Below are 17,329 nucleotides of genomic sequence, written 5' to 3' on the forward strand. Positions count from 1 at the left end.
TGGCGAACCAAACCCTCTTTGCTAAATCATCATTTAACAAAAAAGGCATAGTCACACCATTTGCGCAACTATACCTTAATCAATTATTCACAAAAACCGAGGAAATATAGGGTTAATCGGTTGTCCCTTGATGTATATCCAAGCTGAAACTTGCCGCTCCAAGTAGGCTCAACGACAGCTGACAGCCCTGCTCTATTGGTAAATCTCTGGTAATAAAGTTCTTTTTACAGTTCTCGCCTAAGCGTTCACCTGCTGCAATATGTTGATTCATTTCACCATTTGACCAACGCCCATCCAAACCCGCAGGCAAAATTGAGATAGTGCCCTCCGCGAGGTTAGCAACACCAAACAACGCGTTGACAGGTGTTGAACAAGCCGAACAGCGAATCCCTTTCTCCAAAATTTCAGCGATATCTTTGAGGTCAGCACTAAAATCTTTTCTGTTTCTTAAGTAATCGTGGAACAAAGCTCTCACTAACAAGGTAGTCGCAGAGCCGCCGTTTTCAGAAGACGCTGAATCAACAAGGTAGAAAGCAAACTGCCCGTTCATCGTCCACGCATAATCAAATACAAGTGGCATCATCTCTGTTGATTGCAACAAACGGTAGCTGCAACGCCATGAGCCTTGTCTTGTGTCTTTGTCGGGTAACAACGCGTGCAACAAATCTCGCGCTGCGCTTGGGTTGTCCTGCAAGTAATTTAGGTGCCAATGTAATTCCTGGTCTTCCGGGATCTCTCCTCCATCATCCACACAAAACCACTGGCTTGAGAAATCTCGTTGATCTGAAAGGTTGTCGAACGAATCTGTTAATGTGTTGGCAATCGCACTGCTTAGATGGCCGTGGTCTTCTAATGGCTTCGCTAAAAAGTCTTTAATACCAAATCGCAGTGCTTTTGCAACATCAGACATGTCATCTGTCGCAGACACCACAATCATAGGCAGTGATGGGTACTCTAAACTAAGCTCTTCTACAAGCTCGATGCCGTCCAGGATCGGCATTGATAAGTCACACACAATTAAATCTGGCGCTGCATCTCTGAGCTTCTGCAAAGCGTCCAGTCCGTTTTCAGCCTCAACCACTTTATAACCAACCTTCTCAAGGTAAGCACCGGTTATACTGCGAAAAATAGGATCATCATCAACCAACATTACGCATTTCTGGTTAATCACTTCCTGTGCCGAGGTCATTACTGGCTGACTGTGAGTTTTGTACATAATTTCTAACCTCACAAAACTAAGTCGAATTATTATTGTTATCTGTTTTAAGAACTAATATAAAACTTAGTAATAAAATGCTAAATACACAAATGTTCACTCTTTACTGGTAATTCGTGACAAGGCTTGGAATACTTGTAAATAGTGCAACAAGTTGACATGACGCAAACATTGATCTCAATGTTACGTATAAATTAGAAGAGATTGTAAACAAATGTGTCTGGATTTATGAAATTAGATGATTTAAACCTCTTTCGACTCGTCGTTGAAAATGGGAGCTACACCGCAACATCGCGCAAGACTATGATTCCGGTTGCGACCATCACACGACGCATCCAAGCTTTAGAAGACTCGCTAAACCTGAGGCTTCTCAATAGACACGCGCGTAAACTCTCCTTAACAGAGGCTGGCGAACGTTTCTTCAATGAATGCTCTCCACTGCTACAACGTCTCTCTTCGACCGCCGAAGAGCTGACGGATGTTTGTAAAGGTGCTTCCGGTAAGATCCGCATTACGGCGCCTTCTAACCTGACTAAACGCATGATGATGCCGATGTTCAGCGACTTCATGACTCAATACCCAGATATCAATATTGAGTTAATGATGAACAACCAAGCTGATCAACTCGACCCTACAGAATGGGACGTGATTTTCAGAGTGGGTCCGCAACGTGACTCAAGCCTCATTGCTCGAAAAATCAGTGAAGTAAAAGATATTCTTATCGCAAGCCCTGAGTACTTAGCGAAGAACCCTGCACCAAGCCATGCTGAAGAACTGGCGAACCATTCGTTGCTTAAAGGCTACCCACTGATTAAGTGGCAGCTAAGTAACTCGAATGATGAGACTGTGGTTAACAGTGAAAAAGGCCGCTTCAACGCAAACGCACTTAATGTTGTAAGACAAGCTTGCTCTGAAGGTCTAGGTATCACACTGATGCCAGACGTGATGATTCGCGAATACATTGAAGATGGCAGCTTAGTTCAAGTATTGGAAGACTGGAGCGCTAACCCGCGTGACATCTACATGCTTTATAACCACAAAGACCATCTACCTGAGAAAGTTAGATTGTTTATTGATTTTGTGATCGCGTACCACATTCACTAGGTTAATCCCCTACTTCAAAAACAAAAAAACCAGAGCCGATGCTCTGGTTTTTAATATTCTGGTCACTAAAGAAAACTAAGCGCCTTCGTTGTGTAACTCTAGGTTCGCTAAATCTTGTTGGATCTCACGCTGAATCTTAGAGTCATCATTACGTAGAGAGTCCAGGAAATCTAGGTATGCTTGGTCGATATCACCCGTTACATACTCACCATTAAACACAGAAGTATCGAAACGTGCGATGTCTTGGTTACCCATGCCTACCGCTGAAATCAAGTCTGGTAGGGTTTGGAAGATCAGAGCGTCTGCGCCAATCTGCTTACAAATCGTTTCATTGTCACGACCATGAGCAATTAGCTCTGTCGCGCTCGGCATATCAATACCGTAAACGTTAGGGAAGCGAACCTCAGGAGCCGCCGACACCATGAACACCTTGTTTGCACCAGAGTCACGCGCCATCTCAATGATTTGCTCTGAAGTCGTACCGCGAACGATAGAATCATCAACCAGTAGAACGTTCTTACCTTTAAACTCAGAACGAATCGCATTAAGTTTACGGCGAACTGACTTCTTACGCTGTTGCTGCCCAGGCATGATAAACGTACGACCTACGTAACGGTTTTTCACGAAACCTTGGCGGTACGGCTTGTCGATAGCTTGAGCGATGCGCAGTGCAATGTCGTTAGACGTTTCTGGAATTGGGATAACCACGTCAATGTCTAAGTCTGAGTACTCTTCTTTAATGCGCTTACCTAGTAATTCACCCATCTCAACACGTGCGCTGTACACCGAGATTTTATCGATGAATGAATCAGGGCGTGCAAAGTAAACAAACTCAAAGATACATGGGTTTAGTTGTGGGTTGTCTGCACATTGCTTAGTGAAAAGCTCACCGTCGAATGTTACGTAGATAGCTTCACCAGGTGCCACATCACGCATGAAATCGAAACCAACAGCATCCAGTGCTACCGATTCAGACGCCACCATGTATTCCGTTTTACCTTCAACTTCACGCTTACCTAGACACAGTGGACGAATACCATGTGGGTCGCGGAATGCGATCATACCGTGGCCGATGATCATAGCCGTTACTGCGTAAGCACCACGAATTGTGCGATGTACGTTTGATACAGCACGGAAAACATCATCTGAAGTCACGTTGCCTTTAACCGTATCGATCTCATGAGCCAATACGTTCAATAGCACTTCTGAATCCGAAGTAGTGTTCACATGACGACGGTCTTTTTCGAATAACTTTTCACGAACTTCATTTGCGTTCGTTAGGTTACCGTTATGAGCTAACGTGATGCCAAAAGGCGAGTTTACGTAGAAAGGCTGAGCTTCCGACGCACTTGAGCTACCTGCTGTCGGGTAACGAACATGGCCAATACCAACGTTACCTTGGAGGCGTTGCATGTGTTTTGCTTCAAAAACATCTTTTACTAAACCGTTCGCCTTACGCAGACGGAAACGATTGCTTTCTATGGTACAAATACCAGCGGCATCTTGGCCACGATGCTGCAATACCGTTAAAGCGTCATAAATAGACTGGTTTACAGGTGTTGAACCCACGATTCCAACAATACCACACATGTCCTAATCCTCGATTTTTCGACATTAACTGGCGCTATAGCGCGCCAGATAAGAAACTAGATGTTGCTTGTAAATGCTCGAAGAACGGCGCAATGATTCGACTAAATTCCGGAACCAACTGCGAATTCTTCCACCACTCAGAACTTGGGAATGCAGTAAACGCATCCATGAAAAACAACACTGCAGAAACAATCAAAACACCACGTAAGCCACCAAAGACGACACCGAGGATTCTGTCTGTACCTGACAGGCCTGTTTTCTGAACTAGCTGACCGATAACATAGTTAACTAACGCACCGACAACTAACGTTGCAACAAACAATGCTGCTATCGCCGTTCCGTTTCGAAACATCTCATCTTCGATATTGGTGAAGTACACCGCTAATTTTGCGTAGTACTGGCTAGCAATAAAAAATGCTCCAAACCAAATAACGAGTGACAACGCTTCTTTAGCGAAACCACGAACTAAACTGATCACGGCAGAGAAGCCGATCACGCCTAAAATGACAAAATCTAACCAATTCATGAATTCTTCATCTTAAGTTGGCGCGCATTTTAACAGAAAAAATGCTGACGCAAACGTTTTCTTATGGATTTAACGGTTTAAATTTGAGCAATTGGCCTTTTGAACCCGTAATTTTTTCTAATTCCTTAATTTGTCGCTCAAGTTTGGATTTAGATACATCTGGGCCAATAATTACTCGCGTAAAAGTTTTTTCTTGCTTGGTGTTAGCCTGGTAACCACGCTTTTGCAAATCCTTAACCACGCTTTTCGCGTTGTCAGCATTCTTCAAAGCCATCAATTGAATGATCCAAGCGCTGTCTTGGTACTCATTTTTTTCAGGTACTGGCTTAACCACAACCGCCACTTTATCCGCTTCTTTTTCAGAAGCCGATGCCGTTTGGGTTTCTGATGATCCGCCGCTTTCGGCCACTCGCTCGACCGGAGAATCCGGCAGTGCAATCTGATCTTCAACTGGGTCAAGCACCTCAAACACTTCAACATTGCTATCAAGTTCAGGCTTAATAGGTATGCTTGCAAACTCTTCTTTATAGTGAAGCTTTTTACCATCGAGCACATCTGGCAATACAATCACGCCAATAGCCACTAAAATGATGGTGCCGACTAAGCGGCTCTGAAATTTACTTGCCATCTAGTTTCCTTTTTTCTGCCAATGCTCCAACACTTCCCCTACTGTATGGAAAGAACCGACCACCAACACAACGTCGTCTTCACCTTTCGCTGATGCTAACGCCGCCTCAAACGCCGCAACCGGGTTTGTATGCTGCTCAACACCTTGAGGAAGGCTTTGACAAAGTTCAGCTGCCGTTGCCGCACGTGGCCCGTGTAGAGAAGCTGGGTACCAGTGTGTTGCAATTGGCGCTAACACTTCTAATGTCGCTGGAATGTCTTTGTCATGAAGCATAGCGACTACAACGTGCAGGTTCTTGCCCGCATATTTTTTAGTAACTTGCTGTGCAAAGTATTCTGCTGAATGTGGGTTATGAGCCACATCAAGCACAATCACAGGGTGGTCGCTAATTTGTTGCATGCGCCCAGGAAGCTGAGCGTTCTTCAAACCATTAACCACGTTCACATCGCTAATATCTAATTCTGATGTGCCCAGTGCCATCAATGCGGTTGCCGCGTTCGGGAGTGGTAATGTTGGGATAGGAAGTGATTCCAGTTGGAATGCACCGCTATGCCAGTTCCAGGTATCGCCATCAACGGCATAGGTATATTGAATACCGACCTGATAAAACTCAGCTTTGATATCATCGGCGTGCGCAGCAACCGTCGCTGGCGGCTTAGGTTGGCCACAGATAGCTGGCTTACCGCTACGATAAATACCCGCTTTCTCAAAACCAATCACATTGATGTCATCACCAAGCCAATCTACGTGGTCTACTGCCAAGCTCGTAATCACAGAAACGTCGTGATCAACAATGTTGGTTGCATCTAAACGGCCACCTAAACCAACTTCTAGCAACACCACATCGACCGCTTCCGTTTGAAAAGCACGCAACGCGGCCAAAGTGCCGTATTCGAAGAAGCTAAGGCTGATTTCACCGCGTTCTTTCTCAATAAAATCAAAAGACTGAACCATCTTTTCATCAGATAGATCTTGGCCGTTGATACGAACGCGTTCGTTGTAACGAATTAAGTGAGGAGAGCTGTAGACACCAACAGAGTATCCCGCATCTAATAGAATGGCTTCCATTAAGGCACATGTTGAGCCCTTGCCATTGGTTCCGGCAACAGTAATGACGTGTTTAGCAGGTTTGGTAAGATTTGCCTTAGAGGCGACGGCCTGAACTCGGTCTAGCCCAAGATCAATAGCACTGGTGTGGATGTTTGATAAATAATCAAGCCACATCTCCAAAGAGGATGTGGCTTGAGGAATAGGTTGTTGACTCATCTAACTCATAACCATAATAAAGTTGGTTTGTTAGAAGGTACTTTACCCTTTTTCTGGCGCTTCTGGTACTTCATAAGCAGCTTCATTCGGTGAATCGTTCACAGAAACTACTAATGGTGAAGGCTGATTGGTCATTTTTGCAACTAGGCTAGCTACGCGCTGACGCATTTCACGACGGTCAACGATCATGTCGATAGCACCGTGGTCTAGTAAGAACTCACTACGTTGGAAACCTTCAGGTAGGTCTTCACGCACTGTTTGCTCGATTACACGACGACCAGCAAAACCGATAAGTGCTTTTGGCTCACCGATGTTGATATCACCTAGCATTGCCAAACTTGCAGAAACACCACCCATTGTTGGGTCAGTCATTACTGAAATGAACGGCAGGCCTTTCGCAGAAAGACGCTCAAGTGCAGCACTGGTTTTTGCCATTTGCATTAGAGACATTAGTGCCTCTTGCATACGCGCACCACCACTTGCAGAGAAACAAACTAAACCACAGTTGTTTTCAATAGCAGCATCTACAGCGCGAACAAAACGAGCACCAACTACAGAGCCCATTGAACCACCCATGAATGAGAATTCAAAAGCACACGCTACGATTGGTAGACCTAGTAGTTCACCTTTCATTGCTACAAGTGCGTCTGTTTCACCACTGTTCTTTTGAGCAGCAGAGATACGCTCTTTATAACGCTTAGAGTCTTTGAACTTCAGTTTGTCTTGCGGCTCAAGATCAGTACCAAGTTCAACACGCTCACCTTTGTCTAGGAATGTTTCTAGGCGGCGACGTGCTTTCATGCGCATGTGATGGTCACATTTTGGACATACTTCTAGGTTACGCTCTAGTTCAGCATGGTAAAGCACCTGCTCACAAGAAGTACATTTAGTCCAAACACCCTCAGGGATAGACGCTTTACGAGATGTTACGATGTTGCTTTTTTCTAAAATCTTTTCAAGCCAACTCATGGAAGACCTTTTGTTTCGATTCTTCCGCTTGATTGCGAAAGAAATAAATTTGGGAATTATGCGAGGAGATTAAAGCACATAAAACAGCAAGTGTAGATAAAAAACTGGTTGTACCTATTTTCTTGAGCTATTTTACGCACGATTTCGCAATATTTTTTGAACCTAAGTCCCACATTTAGTTCAAATTATCTGGAAGAAACAGAGGACCAATTGGCTCTCTTGGAAGACCAAATTCTTCTGGGTAATCTACGTCTACTAAATAGAGACCTTCGGCTTTGGCGGTCGCTCCAGCCAACTTACGGTCTTTCGCTTCAAGCAACCATTTAATCCACTCTGGCTTCTGTTCACCTTTACCGACAGCAATTAGGCTACCCGTAATGTTTCTCACCATGTGGTGTACAAATGCATTCGCTTTAATATCAATGACGATGTAATGACCATGTCGAGTCACATTCAAGTGAATCATGTTTCGCCACGGGCTATGAGATTGACAGTGCGTTGCTCTGAACGACGTGAAATCATTTTCACCTAGCAGGTACTGACCAGCCTCATGCATCTTTTTCTCGTCAAGATGCCCATGATAGTGGCTCACGCCTGAATTCAAGATTCCTGGGCGCAGTGCATGATTGAAAATGATATAGCGGTAGCGACGTGCCGTTGCAGAGAAGCGAGCATGAAAATCTTCGTTCACTTCAGTTGCCCAACGAACAGCGATGTCCTTAGGCATATTGGCATTTGCACCCATTGTCCATGCCACCATTTTGCGGTCGACATTGGTTTCAAAGTGAACGACTTGTCCCGTACCGTGAACACCGGCATCCGTTCGTCCTGCACATTGAACTTCTACTGGGTGATTTGCGACAACCGAAAGAGCCTTTTCCAATTCTTCTTGGACACTTTTCACGTCTCGTTGGCGCTGCCAACCAAAGTAGTGGGTACCGTTATATTCAATACCTAAAGCAATTTTCATGTTCTTGTTCTCTTTGAAAATGGGCGAGAAGTATATACGGAAATGAGTACTATCCCAAATAGGAAGCGGCTAAATCTATAATATTAGAAGAACGACTCGCCAAAAAATAAAGGGTAGCCAATGCTACCCTTTACTTCTCGTCCAGTTTATCGTCCGTTTAACGCATCGATAAGATTCTTGGCTTCTCGGCGAATATCATCGCTTCCGTCGACAATCGCCTCTTCCAACAGTTTGATCGCGCCTTGAGAATCACTCATCTCGATGTAGATTTTAGCGAGATCAAGCTTCCCAGCGGCTTCAGCGTTACTATCAACATCATAGTTTCCAATATCGCCAATCACGTCAGGGAATTCATTCAGACCAACATCCAGCTTCAGTTCTTCTTCATCTGGATTAATGGCATCTTCACCCTCTTGCTCAACTTGAGCCATCAATTCATCGATGGTCATGTACTGTTTGTCACGACTGTTCGATGATTCGGTCAGGTTATCCTGTTGCGCCCAATTCTCTTCTTTGATCTTAGGTTCAGCTTGCTGCTCTGCAGACGCCCAAATCTCTTGCTGATCATCAGGGACATCATCTTGCATGCTCGATTGCTGTTCTGGCGCAAGATTAAAACCTTTCCAATCTTCACCGCCTACTTCAAGCATTGCGTCAATGTCTAACCCAGCACTATCAATCGATGTCGCATCTAATGGCTTCTCGAACATGTTGTCGACTGTGTCTTGAACATCTTCTGAAAGCAATTCAGCCAAATTAGTTTCATCAAAGTTATCGAAGCCCTCTAACGGCTCGTCTTCAACTTCATTGACCTCAGCATCTAACACTGCAGGTGCGCTTGTTGGTTGGTTCGCTTCTGGGAAGCCAGCTAAATCTGCTTCATTGACATCCGAGAAGTCATCCGCACCAGCAAAACTTTGTGGGTTCGAGAACAGGTCATGCAGTGCGTCTTGCTCTTCTCCCTGCGGGCTAAAGGCAGTTAATGGCGTCGGCTTTTCTGCAAATGCATCAGAGATCGCTTCATCTTCACCGTATTCAGGTAAATCGAACTCGTCAAACTGTACGCCTTGCTCCTCTGCAACAGGCTCTGCACTGCTCTGCTCAATATCATCTAAAACAGAGTCCGCTTTAGCACTTTCTTCATCGTATTCTGGAAGGTCAAGATCATCGAACTCAAACTTCTCACTGCCATCCGATAAATCTTGCTCTAGCTGAGCTTCATCAGGTTCACTCACAGCCTCAGCAAGTGCGTCTTCTTCACCAAACTCTGGTAGCTCAAAGTCGTCAAACGAGAACTCATCGTCACTCTGTTGCTCTGTAGCTTCTGCTTGTGGCGTCATTTCAGGTTGAGGCTCAACTAGCGGTTGAGTGCTAACTTCTGTTTCAGTTTCAGCTAACGCATCTTCTTCATTAAACTCTGGAAGCTCGAAGTCATCAAACGAGAATTCGTCTTCGCTCTGTTGCTCTGCCGCTTCTGGCTGTGATGCTGTTTCAGATTGAGGCTCTGCTTGAGGTGCAATGGCAGTTTCAGCCTCAGCTTCCGCCAATGCATCTTCTTCATTAAATTCTGGAAGCTCGAAATCATCAAACGAGAATTCATCTTCGCTCTGTTGCTCTGCCGCTTCTGGCTGTAGTGCTGTTTCAGGTTGAGACTCAGCTTGCGGTTCAATGGCAGTTTCAGCCTCAGCTTCCGCCAATGCGTCTTCTTCATTAAACTCTGGAAGCTCGAAATCATCAAACGAGAATTCATCTTCGCTCTGTTGCTCTAATGATTCTGGCTGCAGGGCCGTTTCAGGTTGAGACTCTAGCATTGGTTCTTCAGCAGTTTCAGCCACTGCTTCAGTGATGTCTTCGCCAATCAGCCAATCGTCGTCTTGTGGCACACCGAATTCATTTGGAATGATCTCTGGCATGTTCGCGGCACGAACTGGCTCTGGCTCTGGCTCTGGCTCTGGCTCTGGCTCTGGCTCTGGCTCTGGCTCTGGCAAGGATTCAACAGCACTATCGAACTCTTCGCTACCTTGAATCTTAGGTTCAAAGTCAAAATCAGAGTCAACGTTCGATGGAGATTCTACATCGTTGATCGCTTCAGCTAGCCAGTCTTCAACTGTATCTTCATCATCGTCAGAAATGTCACCTAATGAAGCTGGAGACGCAGCCTCGTTATCAAATCTTGGCGCGCTTTCTTCTGAACTGCCTAGTTCCGGTGAAGGTTCAAGATCAGGTTGCTCCTGCTCAAACTCCTCAATATTATTATTTTCAGAGAGTAACGAATCGATATCTAACTCATCGCTTTCGATCTCTGGTTTTGTATCTTCGACCGCTGGTTCAATCACGTCAGATTGAGCGGGTTGCTCAGAAACTTCTTCAACGTGTGCGCCCAATTCTGGCGTCATCAACTCATCGATAAGCGCTTCATCAGTGGTGTCCAACGGGTCATTGAGTAGCGCATCTGTAGCTGGTGCAACACCAAACATATCATCGATAAAGTCATCACGATTAAATGCAGCTTCATCATTCTTGAGCTCTGGCTCTGTAGTATTTTCTGGCGCTTCTGTGCTTACTAGCTCGCCGTTAGCTTCGATGTCGTCGACTTGTAGTGCTGGCTCAGCAACTACCGGCTTATCAAGTTCAGCTTCAGTAGAAGGCTCAGAAAGTAACGACTCCATATCAGCCTCTGCAAGGCTACTTACATCATCATTTGGTGTGTCGAAGGCGAATGCAGCTTCTAGCTCTTTATCAAAGGCTTTGTCTTCAGACTCAATCTCGTCTTCAATACCACTCGTCAGTAGCTCATCGAATGGATCCAGAGATTCAATCGCTGACTGATCGTCTTCATCCGCCGACAGCTCGCTTCCTAGCAGCTCATCCAAGGTTTCTTCACTGTCTAGAGTAAGCTCGGTATCGTTGATATCGTCGTCAAGGAACTCATCTAATAGGTCGGTACTCTCAGCATCAATCTCAAAATCATCGCCCGAGTCGCTAAGCAGCTCATCTAGCGTCTCTGTGCTGTCTTCAGAAATGTTCAGTTCATCATCGGTTGATAAGCCTGACAGTTCTTCCAATTCAGACAGAGCGTCAAAACCTAGAGGTTCACCTTCAGAGTCCTCATCAGAGTCGCTTTCCAACATCTCATCAAGTAGGTCTGTCGAGTTACTTAAATCAACATCATCACCGGCTAATTGCTCGTCAAGAAGGTCAACACTCTGCTGCTCTTCTTCGCTTTCCAGAGGTTGGTCAAACTGAGCCAAAATGTTTTCGATATCGTCATCAGACGCCAAACCACTATTTAGGTCTTTGGCACTCTCATCGTCGCTATCTAGATTGAAAGGATCGTTCTGTTCATTCTGAGCAGCCACTTGCGCGAAGATATCATCAATATCGTCTTCAACACTTGTTGGCTCTGGCTGAGAAGTTTGCTGTTCAGAAATAAGTGCATCGATATCAAAATCATCGCTTGCAGTCATCTCTGCACTCGGTTTCGAATCACTTTGTTCTTCTGAGATCAGAGCATCAATATCGAAGCTGTCATCGTCTTCATCATCCAATGCAAACAGGTCATCGAGCATAGACTGATCCAGTTCGTTGGAACCTAGGTCCTCTGTCTGCGACTCTTGAGATAACAACGCTTCAATATCATCAGCAGACATTGAATTATCATCCGACAGGTCAAAGTCACCATCATCAGAATCAAGCGCGCTTTCTGCCGTCTTATCAAGCGCACGTTCCATCTCTTCTAGACCAAGCGCTTTCTCTTCGCCATTAACACTGATGCCGTTGCTGCTGTCTAAATCTAGATCATCGAAGTTAGTGTCTAAATCGCCGTTCTCACCGATGCTGGCAAACGGATCATCGTCTTCACCATCAAGGTTAAAATCAAGGTCTGATTCATCTAGGCCAGCAAACACATCCTCTTCGTCAGCCAATGCTTGGTCATCAAACAGCTTATTCGCATCATCTTCTGTACCAAACAGCTCATCATCGAGAGACAATTCATTGTCGAGGTCGTCAATCTCATCAGCCAACATCATTGGAGCAGCACTACTTGGCTCTGGCTGAATAGGCTGGTCTTGCGTTGGTTGCTGTTGCTCTTCATTTTTAGAGCGGCGACCCAACAAGATCACAATGATAAGACCAAGTAGAAGACCAGGAATAATCGCAAGTGCAGCGACTAGCCAGCCATTCGACAATAACTGGTCCATTGCACTTGGTGCCATTTTTTCAATTTCAGCGTTCTTTCTGCGCTCTTCAGCAAGTAACTTTTCAACTTCACTGCGAATACGGTCTTCGTCGCTCAGCTCTGTCTTAAGCACATCCACTTCAGACTGAACATCCGACAACATCAAGCGAAGTTGATGGTTCTTCTCCTCAAGAGATAGAAGCTCGCTTTCAGATAGCTCTAGCTGCTTCTCCAGTTTGTTCATCTCTTTAACAGAAGAAGATGGCGCACCTGAAACCAATTTTTTCGCGGTTTCTACGGCCGGAGCTGGCTTGGCAGGCACCGAATTTTTCGATCCCACATTCGATTGGTTTGAAGCCTGAGCGGCTTTTGGCTTGGCTGCTGGTTCATCAAGCTTCGCCAAATGCGAGTTCATTATGTTAATAGCTTGCTGCGTTGAGCTCGCACGAGCTTGCTCTAAAGAAGGGACACGTAAATGGCTAGCAGGCAATAAGCTATGGATATTCTGGTTTTCAAACGCTTGTGGGTTCAGTCGGTAAATTGCCAACAAGGTTTGTTGGACGGAAACAGAGTTATCTGGGCGCAGTTTTGAGGCAATAGACCACAGCGTTTCATTGCCACGCGTTGGACCGTAGAAACGAGAAGGCTCTGCGCTATTAGATTGAGCTCTTTGAAGAGGTTCTGAAAAAGTAGGCGCTGATTGTATCTGACCATTAGGCCCTACAACTCGAATGGAATCTGCACGAACAACGGAAATCTGAGTCGCAATGATAACGGCAAAAGGTATTAACCACTGCTTGAAAATTTGAAACATAAAAGGCTCAGCTAGGTGCTTAAATTCGGATAATGTGATGATCTATTAAATATATCGGATAAATGACGTAAAACTATAGAGATGAAAACAAAAAATGTGTTTCAGCGACAATATTCGCAGCAATTTCACACAATTTGACTAACAATATTTTTAATCGATTAAAAAAGCCCCACTAAAGAGTGAGGCTTGTTTATCAAAGCGGTGAGGCTTAGAAGTAATCGCGAATCAGAACTTCAGCGATTTGTACTGCGTTTGTCGCTGCGCCCTTACGAACGTTATCTGCAACTACCCACATGTTGATGCCGCTGTGGTGGCTGATGTCGTTACGAATACGACCTACCATTACGTGGTCCTTACCACCAGCGTCACGCACTTGTGTTGGGAACTCCATACCGTGGAAAACTTCAACACCTTCTGTGTTCTCTAGTAGTTGAACTACTTGCTCAGCACCAATTGGTGAACGAGTCTCCACGTGTAGAGATTCTGCGTGGCCGTAGAATACCGGTACACGAACACACGTTGGGTTCACAGTGATTGAAGAGTCGTTAAAGATTTTTTGTGTTTCCCAAACCATCTTCATCTCTTCGCGCGTGTAGCCGTTTTCCGTAAACTCATCAATTTGAGGGATACAGTTGAACGCGATCTGCTGTGAGAATGCTGAGTTTTCAGCTGGCATTCCGTTAAGAAGCTTAGCGGTTTGACCAGCAAGCTCATCGATACCCGTTTTACCTGCACCAGAAACCGATTGGTAAGTAGATACGTTGATACGCTCTAGGCCTACTTCATCGTGAATTGGCTTAAGCGCAACCAGCATTTGAATCGTTGAACAATTTGGGTTCGCAATGATGTTGCGGTTGCGGAACTCAGCAATTGCTTCTGGGTTCACTTCCGGCACAACCAGTGGAACATCGTATTCGTAGCGGAACTTAGATGTGTTATCGATAACAACAACACCTTCATCCGCAGCAACTGGTGCCCATTGTTCAGAAAGGTCGCCACCAGCAGAGAAAAATGCGATATGAACTTGAGACCAATCGAAGTCTGCTACGTTCTGCACTTGTATCGTCTTACCATTAAAGCGGTAAGTTTTACCTTCACTACGTTCACTTGCTAGTAAGTGCAGTTCACCGATAGGGAATTTACGCTCTTTAAGTACTTCAAGAATGGTTTCACCAACCGCACCAGTCGCACCTAAAATAGCAATATTAAATTCTTGGCTCATTGTTTCTCTCTTTTATAAAGTTGGCTTTACCATAAAACCGAGTTTAGCTAACGGTGCTAGATTACAAGAATCATCACCTGTTAACTCGACTGCACTGTACTCTCTGCGGTCCCAATATTCTTTACGCATCTTGTCAAAAGAACCTGGCGTAGCGATATTGCGACGGAATAAGGCATCGTCTTTGCGCACATCATAGATCAACTGAGTCAAATTGTGCAGTGTTGCTTCGTCCCAAGCTCTATCTAATTTCATTTGAGGTACAGGCGCTGTCGGCAATAGATCGCTCGCATAAGCGCGTTGTTCACTACCCAAGAACTCACAGTAGCTGTTAAAGATCATCGTAGTACCGCGTGCTTTGCCCTCTAGACCGTAGCCCGCTACGTGAGGTGTTGCGAAAGCAAGTAACGGGAGCAGTTCCATGTCCACTTCAGGTTCAAACTCAAATACATCAAGGACAGCCGTGAAGCCATCAGCTTTTTGCAAGCGAGCTTTGAGTGCTTGGTTATCAACCACAGGGCCGCGAGCCGCATTAATTAGGATCTGGTCAGCACGTAAGTTATTCAGCACTTGCTCGCTGATCAAATGATGAGTTGGGAACTCGCCCGTTCTCGTGATCGGGGTATGCAGGGTGATCACATCTGATTGCTCAAGCAGAGTTTCTAATTCAGTGAATTCACGAGTGTCACCTTCTTGTTGTTTTAGAGGGTCGTTCAGTAAAACCTTAATTCCAATACCTTCAAGGCATTTTGCTAAGTAGCTACCCACCTGACCACAGCCAATAATACCGACTGTTTTATCAAACACAGAGAAGCCTTGTTGCTGCGCAAGAACCATCATCGCACTGAACGCATATTCAGCCACACCCACCTTGTTACAGCCCGGTGCCGCAGTAAAGAAAATGCCGCGCTCTTTCATCAATTCTTGGTCGACGTGATCCATACCCGCCGTTGCAGTGCCGACAAATTTCAGTTTATTGGCTTTGCTGATTAATTCTTCGTTCACCTTCGTGACAGAGCGAATCATCAGTGCGTCTACGTCAACCAGATCGTCCGCAGTTAATGTGCGACCAGACTTCATTGTCACGTCACCTAGCTGGCTAAAAAGCGCTTCAGCATAAGGCATGTTTTCGTCGATTAAGATTTTCATTTGGCGAGTACTTTTGTTGGGGTCTATCGACCTAAATGTGGATTGAAATGATTGTGCAAAATTCCACACACGGTGTCGAGTAACAAATGGAATACATTATGAATAAAGGCTTGTTCAGAGAAGGATTGATTACCCTACTCAGCTTTTTCTACTCAAGCCTAAAACGAAAAATGCCCGATTGAATTAACAATCGGGCAAACATCCAGAACAAAAGGATCCTATCTCGCTCTCCAGGAGACAGAGTCTGCGTCTGTTCGACCAGTACTGACTAAAACCACTACTGATCAAGCTCTGGAAACCTTTCCATTTCTAAACCTATGTTCAGAAAGCTTTGTTCTGTGGGTCATGGTTAATGGGTTTCCTGTGCGTGTTGAAACTGCACTCGCGTCACCCGTTAACAATTAACCTTTGTCTATCTCACTCAAGCCTAATTAAGCTTGGTATTTTTTGATTACTAGCGTTGCGTTTGTACCGCCGAAACCAAAGCTGTTAGACATAACTGTTGTTAGCTCTTGTTCACGAGCTTCAGTTACGATGTCTAGGCCAGCAGCTGCTTCGTCTAGGTTAGAAACATTAATGCTTGGAGCTATAAAGCCGTTGTCTAGCATTAGCGTTGAGTAAATCGCTTCGTGTACGCCAGCTGCACCTAGAGCGTGACCTGTCATCGCTTTAGTTGCTGAGATTGCTGGGCTGTTGCCACCAAATACTTCTTGTATAGCACCTAGCTCTTTCACGTCACCAACTGGAGTTGAAGTACCGTGAGTGTTCACGTAGTCAACGCCATCAACGTTTTGCATTGCCATCTTCATACAACGAACCGCGCCTTCACCAGAAGGAGCAACCATGTCGTAACCGTCTGAAGTTGCGCCGTAGCCTACGATCTCACCGTAGATTTTCGCGCCACGAGCTTTAGCGTGCTCAAGTTCTTCGATAACTAGCATGCCGCCGCCACCAGAGATAACGAAACCGTCACGGTCTGCATCGTAAGTACGAGAAGCTAGCTCAGGAGTATCGTTGTACTTAGTAGAAAGTGCGCCCATTGCGTCGAACATCATAGTCAGAGACCAATCTAGCTCTTCACCGCCACCAGCGAATACTACGTCTTGCTTACCGAGTTGGATAAGCTCCATTGCGTGACCAATACAGTGTGCAGATGTTGCACATGCAGAGCTCATAGAGTAGTTCACACCACGGATTTTGAAAGGAGTTGCTAGACAAGCAGAAACCGTTGAAGCCATTGTACGTGGAACCATGTATGGACCAACACGCTTAACGCCTTTCTCACGGATGATGTCTACTGCGTTTACTTGGTTAAGAGAAGAAGCACCACCTGAACCCGCAACGATACCCGTGCGGTCATTAGATACTTGCTCTTCTGTTAGACCAGCGTCTGCAATTGCTTGCTCCATTGAAAGATAAGCGAATGCCGCTGCATCACCCATAAAGCGCATCTTTTTGCGGTCAATATGGTCAGCAGGGTTCATTTTTAGGTTACCCCAAACTTGAGAGCGTAAGCCGTTTTCCTTGAACTGCTCTGAAGCGGTAATACCAGATTTACCCTCTTTCAGTGATGCTAAAACTTCTTCGACGTTGTTACCGATACTTGAAACAATACCCATACCGGTGATTACGACTCGTTTCATGTGACATTCCTATAATTCTAAATTCAGCTAGATGATAACTAAGAAGCCTAACAAA

At 45.2% G+C, this 17,329-nt stretch carries 12 protein-coding genes; 1 reads left to right on the forward strand and 11 read right to left on the reverse strand.

The features are described from left to right. Positions 1 to 112: 112 nt before the first annotated feature. Positions 113 to 1,216: a response regulator gene (locus BTO10_RS17440; RefSeq protein ID WP_004740643.1), complete on the reverse strand. Its 1,104-nt coding sequence runs from the start codon at positions 1,214 to 1,216 to the stop codon at positions 113 to 115. Positions 1,217 to 1,444: 228 nt separating this feature from the next. On the opposite strand from BTO10_RS17440, the gene BTO10_RS17445 reads away from it, so the two are divergent. Then, on the forward strand, positions 1,445 to 2,320 hold the full coding sequence (locus BTO10_RS17445; protein WP_004740642.1) for a LysR family transcriptional regulator: 876 nt from the start codon (positions 1,445 to 1,447) through the stop codon (positions 2,318 to 2,320). 75 nt (positions 2,321 to 2,395) lie between these two features. On the opposite strand, the gene purF is transcribed toward BTO10_RS17445, so the two are convergent. The 10 genes from purF to fabB all read right to left on the reverse strand — a co-directional run bounded on the left by purF (position 2,396) and on the right by fabB (position 17,274). Then, positions 2,396 to 3,910: an amidophosphoribosyltransferase gene (purF, locus tag BTO10_RS17450; protein ID WP_102423725.1), complete on the reverse strand. Its 1,515-nt coding sequence runs from the start codon at positions 3,908 to 3,910 to the stop codon at positions 2,396 to 2,398. Positions 3,911 to 3,944: 34 nt separating this feature from the next. After that, positions 3,945 to 4,436, reverse strand: coding sequence for a CvpA family protein (locus BTO10_RS17455; protein ID WP_004740640.1), 492 nt, complete (start codon positions 4,434 to 4,436; stop codon positions 3,945 to 3,947). Between the two features lie 61 nt (positions 4,437 to 4,497). Continuing rightward, on the reverse strand, positions 4,498 to 5,064 hold the full coding sequence (locus BTO10_RS17460) for an SPOR domain-containing protein (RefSeq protein ID WP_004740639.1): 567 nt from the start codon (positions 5,062 to 5,064) through the stop codon (positions 4,498 to 4,500). Continuing rightward, entirely contained in the window at positions 5,065 to 6,330 is a 1,266-nt protein-coding gene (gene folC, locus BTO10_RS17465) for a bifunctional tetrahydrofolate synthase/dihydrofolate synthase (RefSeq protein ID WP_004740638.1), read from the reverse strand. It abuts the gene before it with no gap. A 42-nt stretch (positions 6,331 to 6,372) separates the two neighbouring features. Continuing rightward, entirely contained in the window at positions 6,373 to 7,299 is a 927-nt protein-coding gene (gene accD, locus BTO10_RS17470) for an acetyl-CoA carboxylase, carboxyltransferase subunit beta (RefSeq protein WP_004740637.1), read from the reverse strand. A 175-nt stretch (positions 7,300 to 7,474) separates the two neighbouring features. Continuing rightward, entirely contained in the window at positions 7,475 to 8,269 is a 795-nt protein-coding gene (gene truA / locus BTO10_RS17480) for a tRNA pseudouridine(38-40) synthase TruA (RefSeq protein WP_008220283.1), read from the reverse strand. 146 nt (positions 8,270 to 8,415) lie between these two features. Beyond that, positions 8,416 to 13,263 carry a FimV/HubP family polar landmark protein gene (locus BTO10_RS17485; RefSeq protein WP_105025361.1) on the reverse strand — a complete coding sequence of 1,616 codons (4,848 nt, stop codon included), beginning with the start codon at positions 13,261 to 13,263 and terminating at the stop codon, positions 8,416 to 8,418. Between the two features lie 208 nt (positions 13,264 to 13,471). Continuing rightward, on the reverse strand, positions 13,472 to 14,485 hold the full coding sequence (locus BTO10_RS17490; protein ID WP_105025362.1) for an aspartate-semialdehyde dehydrogenase: 1,014 nt from the start codon (positions 14,483 to 14,485) through the stop codon (positions 13,472 to 13,474). Between the two features lie 12 nt (positions 14,486 to 14,497). Continuing rightward, on the reverse strand, positions 14,498 to 15,631 hold the full coding sequence (locus BTO10_RS17495; RefSeq protein ID WP_105025363.1) for a 4-phosphoerythronate dehydrogenase: 1,134 nt from the start codon (positions 15,629 to 15,631) through the stop codon (positions 14,498 to 14,500). A 431-nt stretch (positions 15,632 to 16,062) separates the two neighbouring features. Then, positions 16,063 to 17,274 (reverse strand): beta-ketoacyl-ACP synthase I, encoded by a 1,212-nt coding sequence (gene fabB / locus BTO10_RS17505; protein WP_063523967.1) that lies wholly within the window; start codon positions 17,272 to 17,274, stop codon positions 16,063 to 16,065. Positions 17,275 to 17,329: the final 55 nt, after the last annotated feature.

This window comes from Vibrio chagasii, assembly GCF_002954585.1.
Lineage (GTDB): Bacteria > Pseudomonadota > Gammaproteobacteria > Enterobacterales > Vibrionaceae > Vibrio > Vibrio chagasii_A.

Bases quoted from the DNA above. Each gene is read 5' to 3' on its own strand.
- BTO10_RS17440 (WP_004740643.1), bottom strand. From the start codon at position 1,216: ATGTACAAAACTCACAGTCAGCCAGTAATGACCTCGGCACAGGAAGTG.
- BTO10_RS17445 (WP_004740642.1), top strand. From the start codon at position 1,445: ATGAAATTAGATGATTTAAACCTCTTTCGACTCGTCGTTGAAAATGGG.
- purF (WP_102423725.1), bottom strand. From the start codon at position 3,910: ATGTGTGGTATTGTTGGAATCGTGGGTTCAACACCTGTAAACCAGTCT.
- BTO10_RS17455 (WP_004740640.1), bottom strand. From the start codon at position 4,436: ATGAATTGGTTAGATTTTGTCATTTTAGGCGTGATCGGCTTCTCTGCC.
- BTO10_RS17460 (WP_004740639.1), bottom strand. From the start codon at position 5,064: ATGGCAAGTAAATTTCAGAGCCGCTTAGTCGGCACCATCATTTTAGTG.
- folC (WP_004740638.1), bottom strand. From the start codon at position 6,330: ATGAGTCAACAACCTATTCCTCAAGCCACATCCTCTTTGGAGATGTGG.
- accD (WP_004740637.1), bottom strand. From the start codon at position 7,299: ATGAGTTGGCTTGAAAAGATTTTAGAAAAAAGCAACATCGTAACATCT.
- truA (WP_008220283.1), bottom strand. From the start codon at position 8,269: ATGAAAATTGCTTTAGGTATTGAATATAACGGTACCCACTACTTTGGT.
- BTO10_RS17485 (WP_105025361.1), bottom strand. From the start codon at position 13,263: ATGTTTCAAATTTTCAAGCAGTGGTTAATACCTTTTGCCGTTATCATT.
- BTO10_RS17490 (WP_105025362.1), bottom strand. From the start codon at position 14,485: ATGAGCCAAGAATTTAATATTGCTATTTTAGGTGCGACTGGTGCGGTT.
- BTO10_RS17495 (WP_105025363.1), bottom strand. From the start codon at position 15,631: ATGAAAATCTTAATCGACGAAAACATGCCTTATGCTGAAGCGCTTTTT.
- fabB (WP_063523967.1), bottom strand. From the start codon at position 17,274: ATGAAACGAGTCGTAATCACCGGTATGGGTATTGTTTCAAGTATCGGT.